The sequence below is a fragment of the Pseudomonas sp. B21-015 genome (genome assembly GCF_024749285.1).
Lineage (GTDB): Bacteria > Pseudomonadota > Gammaproteobacteria > Pseudomonadales > Pseudomonadaceae > Aquipseudomonas.
On sequence record NZ_CP087196.1, the window covers coordinates 363,134 to 378,801 of the forward strand.

The following is a 15,668-nucleotide window of genomic DNA, read 5'->3' on the forward strand; positions in this document are numbered from 1 at the left end:
AGTCACTGATGGTTTCGACTGATCCACCGCTATCGCGAGCAGGCTCGCTCCCACAGGGATTTGCATCAGGCAAAAAAATGCCGCTCATCCAGAGCGGCATTTTGTTGAGCAACGAACCTTATTTCGAGGCGATGGCATTCTTCGCCAGGATGGCGTTCGCCAGTTCCATGTCCGTGGCTTGCAGGCCAGGGTTTTCAGCGCGGACTCTCTGCATGGCGGCTTCCAGATAGGGGCCGCGAATGGCGCCGTCACTGGCGACAAAGCTACCGGCGTCGTCTTGGGCGGCGACGACCAGTTTGTGATCCCTGGAGGTCAGGTAGGACGTACCGGTGGTGGCACCGGAAGTAAGGACGTTACGCAAAAAGCTGTCATCAGCCATCGCCGAACCGACTGGAAGGGACAACACGGCGAAGGTAGCGACAGCAAGTTTGAGACGCATAAAAGGTGACTCCACTGGGTTTTAACTGCGGCCTTTGATTGCCCATAACCCAATCGAGTTCCGTGACGTTAGTCGGCCCGCTCCACCAGTAAAATTGCCCCTTGCTGCCCGACCACCCGAACACGGCTGCCGGATGCGGTGTCGGGCCCCCGGGCCATCCACACGCCGTCGGCGACCTTGATCTTGCCGCGGCCGTCGACAATCGCTTCGCTGACCACGAACACCTTGCCGATCAGCTCTTGCCCTCGCAGGTTCAGGTTCGGCTGATCGCTGGCCCGCACCACACCGCGTTGACGTCTCCACCAGTACAGGGCGGTGAGGATTGAAAAGACGGCAAACAGCAGCACCTGCAATTCCCAGGGCAAGCCCGGTATCACGAAGGTCAGCACGCCGACGGCGGCGGCCGCCATGCCGATCCACAGAAGATAACCGCCGGCACCGAACACTTCGAGGATCAATAGCAGCGTGCCCAGGGCCAACCAGCTCCAGAACGAAAACAGTTCCATGGGCAGCGACCTCAGCCTTTCTTGCCGTCGAAGGTGGCTTTGACGATTTCGCCAATGCCACCGACGGCGCCGATCATCGAACCGGCTTCGAGCGGCATCAGGATCACTTTGCTGTTGTTGGCCGAAGCCAGTTTGCCCAAGGCATCGATGTACTTCTGCGCAACGAAGTAATTGACCGCTTGCACGTTACCGCCGGCGATGGCTTCGGACACCACTTTGGTGGCTTGGGCTTCGGCCTCGGCCTGACGCTCCCGGGCCTCGGCTTCGAGGAACGCCGCCTGACGGCTACCCTCGGCTTCGAGAATCTGCGCCTGCTTCTTGCCTTCGGCGGTGAGGATCGCCGAGGCGCGCAAACCTTCGGCTTCAAGAATCTGTGCGCGTTTGATTCGCTCGGCTTTCATCTGGCCGGACATGGCGGCCATCAGGTCGGCGGGAGGGCTGATGTCCTTGATCTCGATCCGGGTGATCTTGATGCCCCACGGCGCCGTGGCCTCATCGACGGTGCGCAGCAGCTTTTCGTTGATGTTGTCGCGCTGGCTGAGCATCGCGTCCAGCTCCATGGACCCGAGCACGGTGCGGATATTGGTTTGCAGCAGATTGCGGACGGCATGTTCGAGGTTGTTCACCTCGTAGGCGGCCTGGGCGGTATTGACCACCTGGAAGAAGCACACGGCGTCGATCTGCACGGTGGCGTTGTCGGCGGTGATGACTTCCTGGGGCGGAATGTCCAGCACGCTTTCCATCACGTTGATCTTGCGGCCGATGCGGTCCATCACCGGAATGATGATGCTCAGGCCTGGCTTGAGGGTGTTGGTGTAGCGGCCGAAGCGTTCGACCGTCCATTCAAACCCCTGGGGCACCACTTTGAAGCCCATGAAAAGAATGGCCACGGCCAGCGCGACGAAGAGAATCAGTGCAATGCCCATAACGGTCCCTGTCCAGTCTGGTTGAGTTGCGATGACCAGAGTGTAGGGCAAAAGATTTGAATGCGACTTGGAGAGGCCAAATGCCGGTAAGTCTAGAAATTTGAGCGACGAAAATCCTGTGGGAGCGTGGCTTGCCCGCGAAGAACGATGACGCGTAATGCCTGAAAAAACGCGGTGTATTCTTCGCGGGCAAGCCACGCTCCCACAGGTTATGCGTCCTGACTTGCCGGCATTAGGGGCTGTCTATTTCTGCTCACTCTGCGGCGTCACTCGCAACACCTCTTCGAGCGTGGTCAAACCCGCCGCCACTTTCTGCGCCCCCGACAAGCGCAAACTGCGCATGCCTTCCTTGAAGGCCTGGCGCCGGACCGCGAGCAAATCGGTGTCGGGGTTGATCAGCGCTTTGATGCCGTCCGTCAGCTGCATGATTTCGTAAACCCCGGCGCGACCGCGATAGCCGGTTTCGCGGCATTCCAGGCAACCGATGGCGCGTTGGGCATTGCCTGGCAATGGTGCTTGCCAGGGTCGGGTCAGGGTTTGCCAGTCGTCCTCACCCAAGGTCAGCGGCGCCTTGCAGTGAGGGCATAACGTGCGAACCAGGCGCTGGGCCATGACCCCGAGCACCGTGGCCTTGATCAGGTAATGCGGCACGCCGAGTTCCAGCAGGCGGCTGATGGCGCTCGGGGCATCGTTGGTGTGCAACGTCGACAGCACCAAGTGGCCGGTGAGTGCGGCCTGAATCGCCATCTCGGCGGTTTCGAGGTCGCGGATCTCGCCGATCATGATGATGTCCGGGTCTTGCCGCATCAGCGCGCGCACGCCGGCGGCAAAGGTCAGGTCGATGTTGTGCTGGACCTGCATCTGATTGAACGCCGGCTCGACCATTTCGATCGGGTCTTCGATGGTGCAGAGGTTGACCTCTGGCGTCGCCAGCTTCTTCAGGGTGGTGTACAGCGTGGTGGTTTTGCCTGAACCGGTGGGCCCGGTCACCAGAATGATGCCGTTGGGCTGGCGGATCATGTCTTGCCAGCGGCGCAGGTCATCGGCGGAAAAGCCCAACTGATCGAAATCCTTGAGCAGCACTTCCGGGTCGAAGATCCGCATGACCATTTTTTCGCCGAATGCAGTCGGCAAGGTCGACAGCCGCAGCTCGACTTCGCCGCCGTCCGGGGTTTTGGTCTTGACCCGACCGTCCTGGGGTTTGCGCTTTTCCGCGACGTTCATTCGCCCCAGGCTTTTCAGGCGACTGACGATGGCCATGGTCACCTGCGGCGGGAATTGATAGACGTTGTGCAGCACGCCGTCGATGCGAAAGCGCACCGTCCCTTGCTCGCGCCGGGGTTCGATGTGGATATCGCTGGCCCGCTGCTGGAACGCGTACTGGAACAGCCAATCGACGATATTGACGATGTGCGCATCGTTGGCGTCCGGCTCCTGGTCGCTGGCGCCGAGGTTGAGCAACTGTTCGAAGTTGCCCAGGGTGCTGGTCTGCTGATCAGCGTTGGTGGCGCCGCTGACCGATTTGGCCAGGCGGAAAAACTCCACGCTGAAGCGCTGGATGTCCACCGGGTTGGCCACCACGCGCTTGATCGGCAGCTTCAACACGTGGGTCAGATCGGCTTCCCAGCCGCTGACGAAGGGTTGGGCGCTGGCCACGGTGACGGCGTCGCGGTCGATGGACACTGCCAGAATCTTGTGGCGTTGGGCGAAGGCATAGGACATCAGCGGCGTAATGGCCGCGACGTTGATTTTCAGTGGGTCGATGCGCAAGTAAGGCTGGCCGGCCTGCTGAGACAGCCACAGCGTCAGGCTTTCCAGGTCGAGATGTTTGCCGGGACGACTGAGGTCGTCCAGGTGTTGGCTGGCGATGAACTCCAGCGGGTGCTGCTGAGCATTTATGGCGTGACGGCGGCGGGCGTTGAGTGCGTGTTCGGCCGAGTCCTGGCTGATGAAGCCTTGGGCGACCAGTTCACGCAGCAAATCGTTAAGGTCCAGCCAGCGGTCCTGAGTGGCAAGTTGAACGGACATGCGGGCTCCTTATGAACAACCGTTCGCAAAGGATAGCTGCGCTCCCGCAGACCGTTGGGCCACTACCGGACCAAGGCGTGTCGGTTTTTTTCAGGTTTTTTTTTAACCAGCTGCCTGAACCGGCTCATCCCACGCAGAGTCAGCGGCTTGCAGATTCACTGAGCAGACGCTGATCAGGTTACGTAATTTTTCCGCGATCACCTGAGCACGGTGCCAGCTCAGGCCGTCCATGACGATGTCGACCGACAGCAGATCGTCCATGCGCTGCACGTTGACCCGCTGCGGCGTCAGAAACTGCAAGGCGAACAGGTTGAGCGCCCGGCACAGCAGATCCGGCTCGGCCTCGGCCAGCAGTTGGTAATGAACCCGGCAGTGGGCGTTGCTGACGTTCCAGACATCGGCGCGGACGGGAAGGGGGTTCACGGCTTCAAGAGGCGGCATGGTCGGGCTCCAAAATTACTGGAGGAATTTTTACATTCGGTGCGGGGTATTTCTTATCTATGATGGAGACTATTGACGGTTTTTCGAATCGTTCAATTCGATTTTATGCAAACTATGGGTTTTTCTATGCACAGCGAGCTGGATAGCTACGACCGCAAGATTCTCGCGTTGCTGCAGGAGGACGCTTCGCTCTCCAGCGCGCAGATCGCCGAACAGGTAGGGCTCTCGCAGTCGCCATGCTGGCGGCGGATTCAGCGGATGAAGGAGGAGGGAATCATTCGCGGTCAGGTGACGTTGCTTGACCGCAAGAAAATCGGCCTTAACACGCAGATCTTCGCCGAGATCAAACTCAACGCTCACGGACGTTCGAACTTCACCGAATTCACCGAGGCGATTCGCGGTTTTCCCGAAGTGCTGGAGTGTTATGTGCTGATGGGGTCGGTGGATTTCTTGCTGCGGATCGTCACGGCAGACATCGAGGCTTATGAGCGCTTCTTCTTCGAGAAGTTGTCGATGGTGCCGGGGATTCAGGAGGTCAACTCGATCGTGGCCTTGTCGGAAATCAAGTCCACGACGAGTTTGCCGGTCTGAAGCTTTTGCGGTGAATGTGCTGGCCTCATCGCGAGCAGGCTCGCTCCCACACTTGATCTTCAGCGAACACAAAATATGTGTACGACAGATAACTCAAGTGGGAGCGAGCCTGCTCGCGATGGCGGTATTACAGACGCAGCAAAGTCTTCCAGGCACGATTCTGATACACCGCGATCGCCTGCTGCTTGCGCGCATCCAGCGACTCATCGGTGATCGGCTCGTTAGCTAGCAGGGCAAGCTGTTTCAGCTCACCGTACAGGCGATCCATTTCCGGGATGTCCAGCACGCTACGGGCGTGGTGCAGCCAGGCCTGGATACGCTCGATGCGCGGCAGTTGCTCGGCCAGGTCCTCCGGCTGTTGCTGGTAACGCTGCAATTGCAGCGAGTTGGCTTCTTCGCCCAGAAGGCGTGGCAGCCAGCTGCCCAGTTGCGCGGCGCCCTGGCGATTGCCACGGGTGTTGCGATCGGCAGCCCAGGTACGGGCCAGCAACCAGCGCGAAGTGTTCAGCGAGAACAGGCCCCAACGCGGGTCTTCCAGCTCTTCGAGGAACTGCTCCGGCGCGGCTTTGCGCACGTCTTCGTCGTCCAGGCCGGCTTGTACCAGCGGGCGCCAGTCTTCCAGCAAGGCATCCAGCGCGACCCGCAGATCGTGAGTCGACTGACGCGGCGCGGCCTGACCGAGGCTGCTGATCAGCGCGCGCATTTCAGCGAGGTTCTCGACCCAGTCCTGCAGCAGGCGCCAGTGGCCATTGAAGCGATATTGCTCGGCCAGGCGCTGGCTGCTGCCCAGCAAATGCCAGCACAGGGCGGCGAACGCATCGTCCAGCGGCATTTCGGCGGTGATCTGCGGCGCCGGCAAGCTCAGCGAGTAGCTGTTGGCGTCGAACAGGCGATAACCGCGTTCGGCCTTGCTGATGTCGCATGGCATCAGCGGCAGGGTCGCGGCCAGTTCGGCGGCCAGTTCCAGCAGCGCGGCCGGCTCGCCTTCGCGCAGTTCCAGTTCCAGTTCGCAGATTTCTTCTTTCTGCTTGCCGACCACCACGTGGCCCAGGTCCAGCGCGGCTTCGATGACCACTTTGGTCTTGCCACGGCCCCAGGCGATTTCCGCGCGTTCGCGAACGAAATCGGTGGTGAAGATGGCTTTCAGGGTTTTCTTGTCCAGCTCGGCCAGCTCTTCGGGCCAGCATTCACCGTCGAGTTTCTTCACGTCGAGCTTGGCTTTGGGTAGATCCCAGTCGTATTCGTGACGCTCGGACAGGCCGGCGACGCTCTGGCCACGGGTCTTGAGGGTCTGAATCACTTCTTCGCCATCGCGGCGCAGGCGCAGGGCAACCTTGGCGCGGGCCAGATCGCGCTCGGGCGTGTCGAAGTACTGGTTCATCAGTTCACGGCGTTCCCAGCCACTTTTGTTGCGTTTTTTCAGTAACGGGTGCTCGCGCAAGGCGGCGAGGGTTTCGCGGCTGACGCGGAGTTTGATTTCGGTTTCTTTCTGCATGGCCGGAAAATCCAGGATCGGGAGCGCAGCCGGGGGAATGTGTGGCTGCCAAGGTCGTGCAGTGTACAGGACTCACCCGAGATAGGGTCTGTTGACGCTTGGTGACGACCGGGACGGGCCCCACTTGGCGCAGGGCTGCGTTGCTCGGAACTTATTTGGGACAACCAAACCACGTTCCTCGCGCCTTGCCCTGCACCAAGTGGGCCGCCGTCGCGGCTCGTCACCAAGCGTCAACAGACCCTACCCGCGTCGCGGCGGTTTATTCCTGTCGCCGGATGGTTCTATGATGGACTTCAATTCGGGAGTGTTGGGAGTCAGCGATGCCTTTGCCGTCCATGAAAGATCAGTTCGCTGCGCTGATTGCCGCGCCGTCCGTCAGCTGTACCCAACCCAGCCTGGATCAAACCAATCGGCCGGTCATCGACTTGTTGGCGACATGGCTCGGGGACTTGGGTTTTGCCTGCGATATCCAGCAGGTCAGCCCCGGCAAATTCAACCTGCTGGCCAGTTTCGGTTCTGGCCCCGGCGGCCTGGTGCTGGCTGGTCACAGCGATACGGTGCCGTACGACGCGGCGCTGTGGCAGACCGACCCGCTGAAACTGACGGAAGTGGACGGCCGTTGGGTCGGCCTGGGCAGTTGCGACATGAAGGGTTTTTTCGCCCTGGCCATCGAAGCGGTCAAACCCTTGCTCGACCAACCGTTCAAGCAACCCTTGCTGATCCTCGCCACCTGCGATGAAGAAAGCTCGATGTCCGGGGCTCGCGCCTTGGCCGCAGCCGGGCGTCCACTGGGCCGGGCGGCGGTGATCGGCGAGCCGACCGGGCTGAAGCCGATCCGTCTGCACAAAGGCGTGATGATGGAGCGTATCGACATCCTCGGTCAGAGCGGTCACTCCTCGGACCCGAGCCTGGGCCATAGCGCCCTCGAAGCCATGCACGATGCCATCGGCGAACTGCGCGGCTTGCGTCTGGCGTGGCAGCGGGAATTTCGTAATCCGCAGTTCAGCGTGCCGCAGCCGACGATGAATTTCGGCTGTATTCACGGTGGCGATAACCCCAACCGCATCTGCGGCCAGTGCTCCCTGGAGTTTGACCTGCGTCCGCTGCCGGGCATGGATCCCGGCGCCCTGCGCGCGGCGATCCTGGAGAAGCTCAACCCCATTGCCGCGCGGCACCAGGTGAAGATCGATTACGCGCCGCTGTTCCCCGAAGTGCCGCCGTTCGAGCAGGCCGAGGACTGTGAATTGGTCCGGGTCGCGGAAAAGCTCACCGGCCATCGCGCCGAAGCAGTGGCGTTCGGCACGGAAGCGCCTTATCTTCAGCGCCTTGGCTGTGAAACACTGGTCTTGGGCCCCGGCGATATCGCCTGCGCCCACCAACCGGGGGAATACCTCGAAATGTCACGTTTGCAGCCTACCGTGCATCTATTACGTCAACTGATCGAACATTACTGCCTGACGCCGGCCAAAACGGCGATGTCAGTCAGTTGAGCGCATATACAAGTGGGAGCGGGCTTGCTCGCGAATAGGGAGTGTCAGTTGATATTAATGTGCCTGATACGCCGCCTTCGCGAGCAAGCCCGCTCCCACAGGTTCTGTGTTTTGACTGGCTAACCGTATAAATTGCCGATGTCCCAACCCGTATTCATGAGGAGAGCGCGCGTGTCGCCAAGCCTGTTCCGACGATAACCATCAGCCCGCTGTGCGTTTATTGCGTTAATTTTTTTTTCGGCTGCTATTTATTACAGGCCCAGGTTCATGCCCGAATACGTCAATTGGCTTCGTCACGCTTCGCCTTACATCAACGCCCACCGCGATTGCACCTTCGTCGTCATGCTGCCCGGCGACGGCGTGGAGCACCCGAACTTCGGCAACATCGTCCACGACCTGGTGCTGCTGCACAGCCTGGGGGTGCGTCTGGTGCTGGTTCACGGTTCCCGTCCGCAAATTGAAACCCGCCTCGCTGCTCGCGGCCTGACCCCGCATTACCATCACGGCATGCGCATCACCGATGCGGCGACGCTGGAGTGCGTGATCGATGCGGTCGGTCAACTGCGCATTGCCATCGAAGCGCGACTGTCCATGGACATGGCCTCGTCGCCGATGCAGGGTTCGCGCCTGCGGGTTGCCAGCGGCAATCTGGTCACCGCACGGCCGATCGGTGTGCTCGAAGGTGTCGACTACCACCACACCGGCGAAGTGCGCCGGGTCGACCGCAAGGGCATCAATCGCCTGCTGGACGAACGCTCCATCGTGCTGTTGTCGCCGTTGGGTTACTCGCCGACCGGTGAGATCTTCAACCTCGCTTGCGAAGACGTCGCTACTCGCGCGGCCATCGACCTTGGGGCAGACAAGCTGCTGTTGTTTGGCGCGGATCTCGGTCTGATCGACGAAAATGGTCGTCTGGTGCGCGAACTGCGTCCGCAACAGGTGCCGGCGCATTTGCAGCGTCTGGGCAGCAACTATCAGGCCGAGCTGCTGGACGCGGCCGCTGAGGCGTGCCGGGGCGGTGTGGCGCGCAGTCATATCGTCAGCTATGCCGAAGACGGCGCGCTGCTGACCGAACTGTTCACCCGTGACGGTGGCGGTACGCTGGTGGCTCAGGAGCAATTCGAAGTTGTGCGCGAGGCTGCTATCGAGGATGTCGGCGGTTTGCTGGACTTGATCAGCCCGCTGGAAGAGCAGGGCATTCTGGTGCGTCGTTCCCGCGAGGTGCTGGAGCGTGAGATCGAGCAATTCAGCGTGGTCGAACGTGAAGGCATGATCATCGCCTGCGCGGCGCTGTACCAGATTGCCGATTCGGATGCGGGGGAGTTGGCGTGTCTGGCGGTGAACCCGGAGTACCGCCATGGCGGTCGCGGCGATGAATTGCTGGAACGCATCGAAACCCGCGCCCGGGCTCAGGGGCTGAAAACCTTGTTCGTGCTGACCACCCGGACCGCCCACTGGTTTCGTGAGCGGGGTTTCGTGCCGAGCAGCGTCGAACGGCTACCGTCGGCGCGGGCGTCGCTTTACAACTACCAGCGTAATTCGAAGATCTTCGAAAAAGCGCTCTGACGAAATGGCCGTCGGTGTCTCGGCTTTTGTGGCGAGGGAGCTTGCTCCCGCTGAGTTGCGAAGCAGCCCCAAAACCAGTGAACGCGTTATGACTGATTCACCGCGTTGTCGGGTTTGGGAGTCCTCCGGCCTCCAGCGGGAGCAAGCTCCCTCGCCACGGGGTTACTCGGCGACAAACTTCGCGCTGACATACGGCGAATAATCCGGCAGCACCGTTTCTACCTTTCCTTGCTCCTTCAAGAACTTCGCCGTCTCGCCAATCGCCTGGGCCGTGCCACCGTCCAACAGCGCGGTGATCCGTTGTGCCTTGGCATCCGGGAAGGCGGAACCAGCCAGCAGTTCCGGCACATCGAGGGCATTGGCACCGGTCAGTTTGGCGATTTTCTGCACCGGTACCGAATCGACGTGAGATTCGCTGCCTGGGCGGAGAAAGAAAATACTAGCGATATACAAACTGTAACAAATTGACTAGATAGTGCGCGTTTAGTCATGATCGCGTCGCCTTTTCGAAAGTGATTGACGTATAGGGGATGCGGCAACGCTAATCGATCTAAAAAAATGGCAATAAATACCATTTAGGAATTAGCTTATGAGTCGATACCTTGTGATCCGGCTCGAATCATTGGTAGCGAGCTATATTCCTAAAAGGTATGAAAAAGAATTGAATAATTCTTTTTGGGTTTATGAGGAAATCATTACCCTGCAGGGACCAAATTACTGCGGTTAGACCTTGGTCGTAGACACACATGGTTGCAATTGACTTGGCAGTCACGGTCCAGAGCTAATCGCGCATCTGTGGATCTGGGGCGTTAGACCCGAGACCAAAGAACACAAAAATTAGAACGAGGAGCGATACATGAAGAAGTCCACCTTGGCCCTGGCTGTGGCCGTAGGGGTTTTGGCGCAGCAGGCAGGCGCCGCCGGTTTCATCGAAGACAGCAAGGCCACATTGGGGCTGCGTAACTTCTACATCAACACCGATAACCGCGATTCTGCTGCCAGCACCGCTGCGGGCGTTCAGAACAAAAACGAAGAATGGGGCCAAGGCTTCGATCTGCGTTTCACCTCGGGCTACACCCAAGGCACCGTTGGCTTCGGTATTGACGCTATCGGCCTGCTGGGCGTGCGCCTGGACTCGGGTGGCGGCACTAACGGTGCCACTTCGACTTCTTACGGCGGCACTGTTTTCCCAAGCAAGTCCAACGGCGAAGCGGTTGATAACTTCTCCAGCCTGGGCCTGACTGCCAAAGCCAAGATCTCCCAGACCGAACTGAAGTTGGGCACCCTGCAGCCAAAACTGCCGGTGATCGTGACCAACGACGGTCGTATGCTGCCGCAAACCTTCCAGGGCGGTCAGATCACCTCGAACGAAATCAAAGACCTGACACTGGTCGGCGGTCAGATCGAGCACGCCAAGGGCCGTAACTCCAGCAACAACGAAGAACTGTCGATTGCTGGTGCAAACGCTCACACTGCTGCCGGTCGTGACAGCAACAAGTTCATCTACGGTGGCGGTGACTACAAAATCACCAAAGACCTGACTGCCCAGTACTACTACGGCAACCTGGAAGACTTCTACAAGCAGCACTTCCTGGGTCTGGTGCACAACTGGTCCATCGGTCCGGGCGTACTGAAAAGTGACCTGCGTTACTTCAACAGCAAAGACGATGGCGCCAACGGTCACAACTCCAGCTACTACACAAGCGGCTACTACCCGGACAGCACCCCTAAAACCAAGGGTAAAGTCGACAACAACCTGTACAGCGGCTTGTTCCTGTATACGGTTGAAGGTCACACCTTTGGTGGCGGCTACCAGGTCAGCAGCGGCAACAGCGACTTCCCATGGTTGAACCAGGGTGACGGTTCGTCGGCCTACCTGACCACCGACATGCAGATCCAGAAATTCGCCCGTGCCGGCGAACGTACCTGGCAAGCTCGCTACTCCTATGACTTCGCCAAGGTCGGCCTGCCGGGCGCTACCGCCGGTATCGTTTACCTGAAAGGCGATGACATTGATAACGCTTCTGGCGACAACCTCAGCGAGTGGGAACGCGACCTGACCCTGTCCTATGTCGTTCCGGAAGGCAAGCTGAAAAACCTGGGCTTCACCTGGAAAAACGCCATGTGGCGCAACGACGTCCCAGGTCAGCGCGACCAGGACGAAAACCGTCTGATCGTCAGCTACTCGATCCCGCTGTTGTAATAGCGCTCGCGTAACCGACGTAAAAAAGCCCCGCCCGGCATCACGCCGGGCGGGGCTTTTGCGTTTTCAAGGCGGGCTCACCCCCGTAAACCCTCCTTGAAGTTCCCTTCTTTTGCAGCAACTCAAGGCCTTCTCGAACCTTGTGATCGATGTTCGTCCCGATGACCGTTCAGGTCCAGTGAACAGATCTTTAATATTCTTTTCGGGTCTAAATAAATCGATATTTATTCTTTTTAATTAAGTTTGAACGCAGGCACAGTTGAGCTCAACAAGCACTCACCAGGAGCCGCACCATGAGCCTCAGACTTGGCGATATCGCCCCCGATTTCGAACAGGATTCCAGCGCCGGCACCATCCGTTTCCATGAATGGCTGAGCGATAGTTGGGGCGTGCTGTTTTCCCATCCGGCGGACTTCACGCCGGTGTGCACCACCGAGTTGGGCTTTACCGCCAGGCTCAAGGATGAATTCGCCCAGCGCGGCGTCAAAGCCATTGCTCTGTCGGTAGACCCGGTGGACTCGCACCACAAGTGGATCGAGGACATCAACGAAACCCAGAATGCCATCGTTAACTTCCCGATCCTCGCCGATGCGGACCGTAAAGTGTCCGACCTCTACGACCTGATCCACCCGAACGCCAACGACACCCTGACCGTGCGTTCGCTGTTCGTGATCGACCCGAACAAGAAGATTCGGCTGACCATCACTTACCCGGCGAGTACCGGCCGTAACTTCAATGAGATTCTGCGGGTGATCGATTCGCTGCAGCTCACCGACAACTACAAGGTGGCCACTCCGGCGAACTGGCAGGACGGTGATGAGGTCGTGATCGTGCCGTCGCTCAAGGACGAAGATGAAATCCAGCGACGTTTTCCCAAGGGGTATCGGGCGGTGAAGCCTTACCTGCGCCTGACGCCGCAACCTAATCGTTAGCGATCTGTTCAAGGCATACACCAAAGCAGGGGATTTCGGGCCGTTTCGACGGCCTGTTTTTTTGCCCGGAAAAAGACAATTGGCATATTCATTAAGAGAATAACTAAATGAATAAATATGATTTATAGATATATAAATCGCCTGCTAAGGTCACTCCATCGACGCGAGATCGCAAGCCGCGTATCGCCAACACCGCTCAAGGAATTGTCTGAATGCTGGTCGTCTCACTCGGTGGCAGTCCCAGCCCACGCTCCCGTTCCGGGGTGCTGCTGGAACGCTCCCAACGCTGGTTGCAAGCGCAAGGTGTGGAAGTGGTGAGTTATCAGGTACGGGACTTCCCGGCCGAAGACTTGCTGCATGCCCGCTTCGACAGCCCGAAGGTGATCGACCTGTTGCAACAGATTGATAACGCCGATGGATTGCTCATCGCTACACCGGTTTACAAGGCGTCGTTCTCCGGTGCGCTGAAAACCGTACTCGATCTGCTGCCCGAACGCGCCCTGAGCCACAAGGTGGTTCTGCCGATGGCCACCGGCGGCAGCATCGCCCACATGCTGGCGGTGGATTACGCGCTCAAGCCGGTGTTGTCGGCGTTGAAGGCCCAGGAAATGCTCCACGGGATTTTCGCCGTAGACAGTCAGATCGCTTACGGCGAAGGCAGTGCCCAGGCGCAGTTGGCACCGGAGCTTGCACAACGACTGAATGAATCGCTGGAGCTGTTTTTCAGCGCCATGGCCCGACGGCCGAAACCGCTCGATCCGAACCTGTTGAACGAACGTTTGTTGAGTGCTCGCTGGAGCATTTAAGCCGGCACTTAAGCCACACCTGAATTTGAAGTACTCACCTTACTCAGCCGCTAACGGCCAAGCAGGTGCAGCCAAAACCCAACTGCAAAAAGGAGAGCGCTATGCGCACTGTCATTTTGCGTCGGGGTCTGGTCGCTCTGTTTGCTGCGGCTGTGTCCTTCGGCGTCATTACTCAAGCTCAAGCCGAGACGTTGCGAATCGGCTATCAGAAATACGGCACTCTGGTGCTGCTCAAAGCCAAAGGCACCCTGGAAAAACGCCTCGCCGCCCAAGGCGTGGACGTGCAATGGACTGAATTCCCCGGAGGCCCGCAACTGCTCGAAGGCCTGAACGTAGGCTCCATCGATTTTGGCGTCACCGGTGAAACGCCGCCCGTGTTCGCCCAGGCGGCCGGCGCCGATCTGCTCTACGTCGCCTACGAGCCGCCAGCGCCGCACAGCGAAGCGATCCTGGTGCCGAAGGACTCGCCGATCAAATCGGTGCAGGAGCTCAAGGGCAAGAAAGTCGTGCTCAACAAAGGCTCCAACGTGCACTACCTGCTGGTGCGCGCACTTGAAGACGCCGGCCTCAAATACACCGACATCCAGACCGTGTTCCTGCCTCCAGCCGATGCCCGTGCCGCGTTCGAGCGTGGCAGTGTCGACGCCTGGGTGATCTGGGACCCCTACCAGGCCGCCGCCGAACAACAACTGCAAGCGCGCACCCTGCGCGATGGCAAAGGCCTCGTCGACAACCACCAGTTCTACCTGGCGACCAAACCCTACGCGCAGAAAAATCCTGAAGTGATCAAGGCGCTGGTGGAAGAAGTGCGCGCGGTTGGCGAATGGTCCAAGGCCAATCCCGAGGACGTGACCAAGCAAGTTTCGCCACTGCTCGGCCTGCCAGCGGACATCACCCTGAACTCGGTGAAACGCCAGGGCTACGGCGCGCTGTTCCTTACGCCGGAAGTAGTCGCGGCCCAGCAAAAAATCGCCGACAGCTTCTACCAGCTCAAGCTGATTCCCAAGCCCTTGAGCATCAAAGACGTGATCTGGACACCCTCCGCCGCTGTGGCCAAAGCGCCGTAATTCGATTCCCTAAGGAGACGACTCCATGAGCCTTAATATCTTCTGGTTCCTGCCTACCCACGGCGACGGCCATTACCTTGGCACCGCCGAAGGCGCTCGCGCCGTCGACCACGGTTATCTGCAACAGGTTGCGCAAGCGGCGGATCGTCTGGGCTTCGGCGGGGTACTTATTCCAACCGGTCGCTCCTGCGAAGATTCGTGGCTGGTGGCCGCATCGCTGATCCCGGTGACCCAGCGTTTGAAATTCCTTGTCGCCCTGCGCCCCGGGATCATTTCCCCGACGGTGGCGGCGCGTCAGGCCGCGACACTGGATCGCTTGTCTGGCGGTCGTGCGCTGTTCAACCTGGTTACCGGTGGCGATCCGGAAGAATTGGCCGGCGACGGTTTGTTCCTCAGTCACGAAGAACGCTATCAGGCCTCGGTGGAATTCACCCGCATCTGGCGCCGGGTGCTGGAAGGCGAAACGGTTGATTACGATGGTCAGCACATCAGCGTGAAGGGCGCCAAATTGCTCTATCCGCCAATCCAGCAACCGCGTCCGCCACTGTATTTCGGCGGCTCGTCGGAAGCCGCGCAAGACCTCGCGGCAGAACAGGTCGAAATGGTCCTGACCTGGGGCGAGCCACCGGCCGCGGTGGCGGAAAAGATCGAGCAGGTACGCGCCAAAGCCGCGAAGCTCGGCCGCACCGTGCGCTTCGGCATTCGCCTGCATGTGATCGTTCGCGAAACCAACGCCGAGGCGTGGCAGGCCGCGGATCGACTGATCTCTCATCTGGACGACGACACCATCGCCCGTGCCCAGGCTTCTCTGGCGCGTTTCGATTCGGTCGGCCAGCAGCGCATGGCGGCATTGCATGGTGGCAGTCGCGACAGTCTGGAAGTCAGCCCTAACCTGTGGGCCGGCGTCGGTCTGGTGCGCGGCGGTGCCGGCACGGCGCTGGTCGGCGATGGCCCGACCGTGGCCGCTCGGGTGAAGGAATACGCCGATCTGGGCATCGACACGTTCATCTTCTCCGGTTATCCACACCTGGAAGAATCCTACCGGGTGGCTGAGTTGCTGTTCCCGCACCTGGACATCGAGCGTCCGGAACTGCCGAAAAGCGCCGGTTACGTCAGCCCGTTCGGCGAGATGGTGGCCAACGACATTCTTCCCAAAGCCGCGTCCCAGAGCTGAGGCG

Annotated in this window: 14 protein-coding genes and 1 pseudogene; 8 read left to right on the forward strand and 7 right to left on the reverse strand. The window is 59.6% G+C overall.

Annotation, left to right across the window (positions count from 1 at the left end; all coding sequences use genetic code 11):
- Positions 1 to 118: 118 nt before the first annotated feature.
- From LOY38_RS01605 to LOY38_RS01625, 5 genes are all read right to left on the reverse strand, one after another.
- Complete coding sequence (locus tag LOY38_RS01605) at positions 119 to 439, reverse strand: DUF2388 domain-containing protein (RefSeq protein ID WP_258698576.1); 321 nt, start codon at positions 437 to 439, stop codon at positions 119 to 121.
- Between the two features lie 68 nt (positions 440 to 507).
- Entirely contained in the window at positions 508 to 945 is a 438-nt protein-coding gene (locus tag LOY38_RS01610; RefSeq protein WP_258698577.1) for an NfeD family protein, read from the reverse strand.
- An 11-nt stretch (positions 946 to 956) separates the two neighbouring features.
- Positions 957 to 1,871 (reverse strand): SPFH domain-containing protein, encoded by a 915-nt coding sequence (locus LOY38_RS01615; protein WP_258698578.1) that lies wholly within the window; start codon positions 1,869 to 1,871, stop codon positions 957 to 959.
- 243 nt (positions 1,872 to 2,114) lie between these two features.
- Positions 2,115 to 3,899: a GspE/PulE family protein gene (locus LOY38_RS01620; protein ID WP_258698579.1), complete on the reverse strand. Its 1,785-nt coding sequence runs from the start codon at positions 3,897 to 3,899 to the stop codon at positions 2,115 to 2,117.
- A 102-nt stretch (positions 3,900 to 4,001) separates the two neighbouring features.
- Entirely contained in the window at positions 4,002 to 4,340 is a 339-nt protein-coding gene (locus LOY38_RS01625) for a hypothetical protein (RefSeq protein WP_258698580.1), read from the reverse strand.
- 126 nt (positions 4,341 to 4,466) lie between these two features.
- On the opposite strand from LOY38_RS01625, the gene LOY38_RS01630 reads away from it, so the two are divergent.
- Positions 4,467 to 4,931 carry an Lrp/AsnC family transcriptional regulator gene (locus LOY38_RS01630; RefSeq protein WP_109635733.1) on the forward strand — a complete coding sequence of 155 codons (465 nt, stop codon included), beginning with the start codon at positions 4,467 to 4,469 and terminating at the stop codon, positions 4,929 to 4,931.
- A gap of 127 nt (positions 4,932 to 5,058) precedes the next feature.
- Here LOY38_RS01630 and LOY38_RS01635 read toward each other — a convergent pair whose 3' ends face one another.
- Positions 5,059 to 6,426: an inorganic triphosphatase gene (locus LOY38_RS01635; protein WP_258698581.1), complete on the reverse strand. Its 1,368-nt coding sequence runs from the start codon at positions 6,424 to 6,426 to the stop codon at positions 5,059 to 5,061.
- A 320-nt stretch (positions 6,427 to 6,746) separates the two neighbouring features.
- On the opposite strand from LOY38_RS01635, the gene argE reads away from it, so the two are divergent.
- Both argE and argA read left to right on the forward strand, forming a co-directional pair.
- The gene (argE, locus tag LOY38_RS01640) at positions 6,747 to 7,916 is read left to right on the forward strand and encodes an acetylornithine deacetylase (RefSeq protein WP_258698582.1); all 1,170 of its coding nucleotides are present in this window, start codon (positions 6,747 to 6,749) and stop codon (positions 7,914 to 7,916) included.
- A 267-nt stretch (positions 7,917 to 8,183) separates the two neighbouring features.
- Complete coding sequence (gene argA, locus LOY38_RS01645; RefSeq protein ID WP_007899457.1) at positions 8,184 to 9,482, forward strand: amino-acid N-acetyltransferase; 1,299 nt, start codon at positions 8,184 to 8,186, stop codon at positions 9,480 to 9,482.
- 162 nt (positions 9,483 to 9,644) lie between these two features.
- Here argA and tauA read toward each other — a convergent pair.
- Positions 9,645 to 9,884 (reverse strand): annotated as a pseudogene (gene tauA / locus LOY38_RS01650) (taurine ABC transporter substrate-binding protein); the annotation flags it as partial.
- A gap of 454 nt (positions 9,885 to 10,338) precedes the next feature.
- On the opposite strand from tauA, the gene LOY38_RS01655 reads away from it, so the two are divergent.
- From LOY38_RS01655 to ssuD, 5 genes are all read left to right on the forward strand, one after another.
- Entirely contained in the window at positions 10,339 to 11,685 is a 1,347-nt protein-coding gene (locus tag LOY38_RS01655; RefSeq protein WP_258698583.1) for an OprD family porin, read from the forward strand.
- 293 nt (positions 11,686 to 11,978) lie between these two features.
- The gene (locus LOY38_RS01660) at positions 11,979 to 12,617 is read left to right on the forward strand and encodes a peroxiredoxin (protein ID WP_258698584.1); all 639 of its coding nucleotides are present in this window, start codon (positions 11,979 to 11,981) and stop codon (positions 12,615 to 12,617) included.
- A 212-nt stretch (positions 12,618 to 12,829) separates the two neighbouring features.
- Complete coding sequence (ssuE, locus tag LOY38_RS01665; protein ID WP_258698585.1) at positions 12,830 to 13,423, forward strand: NADPH-dependent FMN reductase; 594 nt, start codon at positions 12,830 to 12,832, stop codon at positions 13,421 to 13,423.
- Positions 13,424 to 13,524: 101 nt separating this feature from the next.
- Entirely contained in the window at positions 13,525 to 14,490 is a 966-nt protein-coding gene (locus LOY38_RS01670) for a sulfonate ABC transporter substrate-binding protein (protein ID WP_258698586.1), read from the forward strand.
- A gap of 25 nt (positions 14,491 to 14,515) precedes the next feature.
- Positions 14,516 to 15,664, forward strand: a complete 1,149-nt coding sequence (gene ssuD, locus LOY38_RS01675) for an FMNH2-dependent alkanesulfonate monooxygenase (RefSeq protein WP_258698587.1) — start codon at positions 14,516 to 14,518, stop codon at positions 15,662 to 15,664.
- Positions 15,665 to 15,668: the final 4 nt, after the last annotated feature.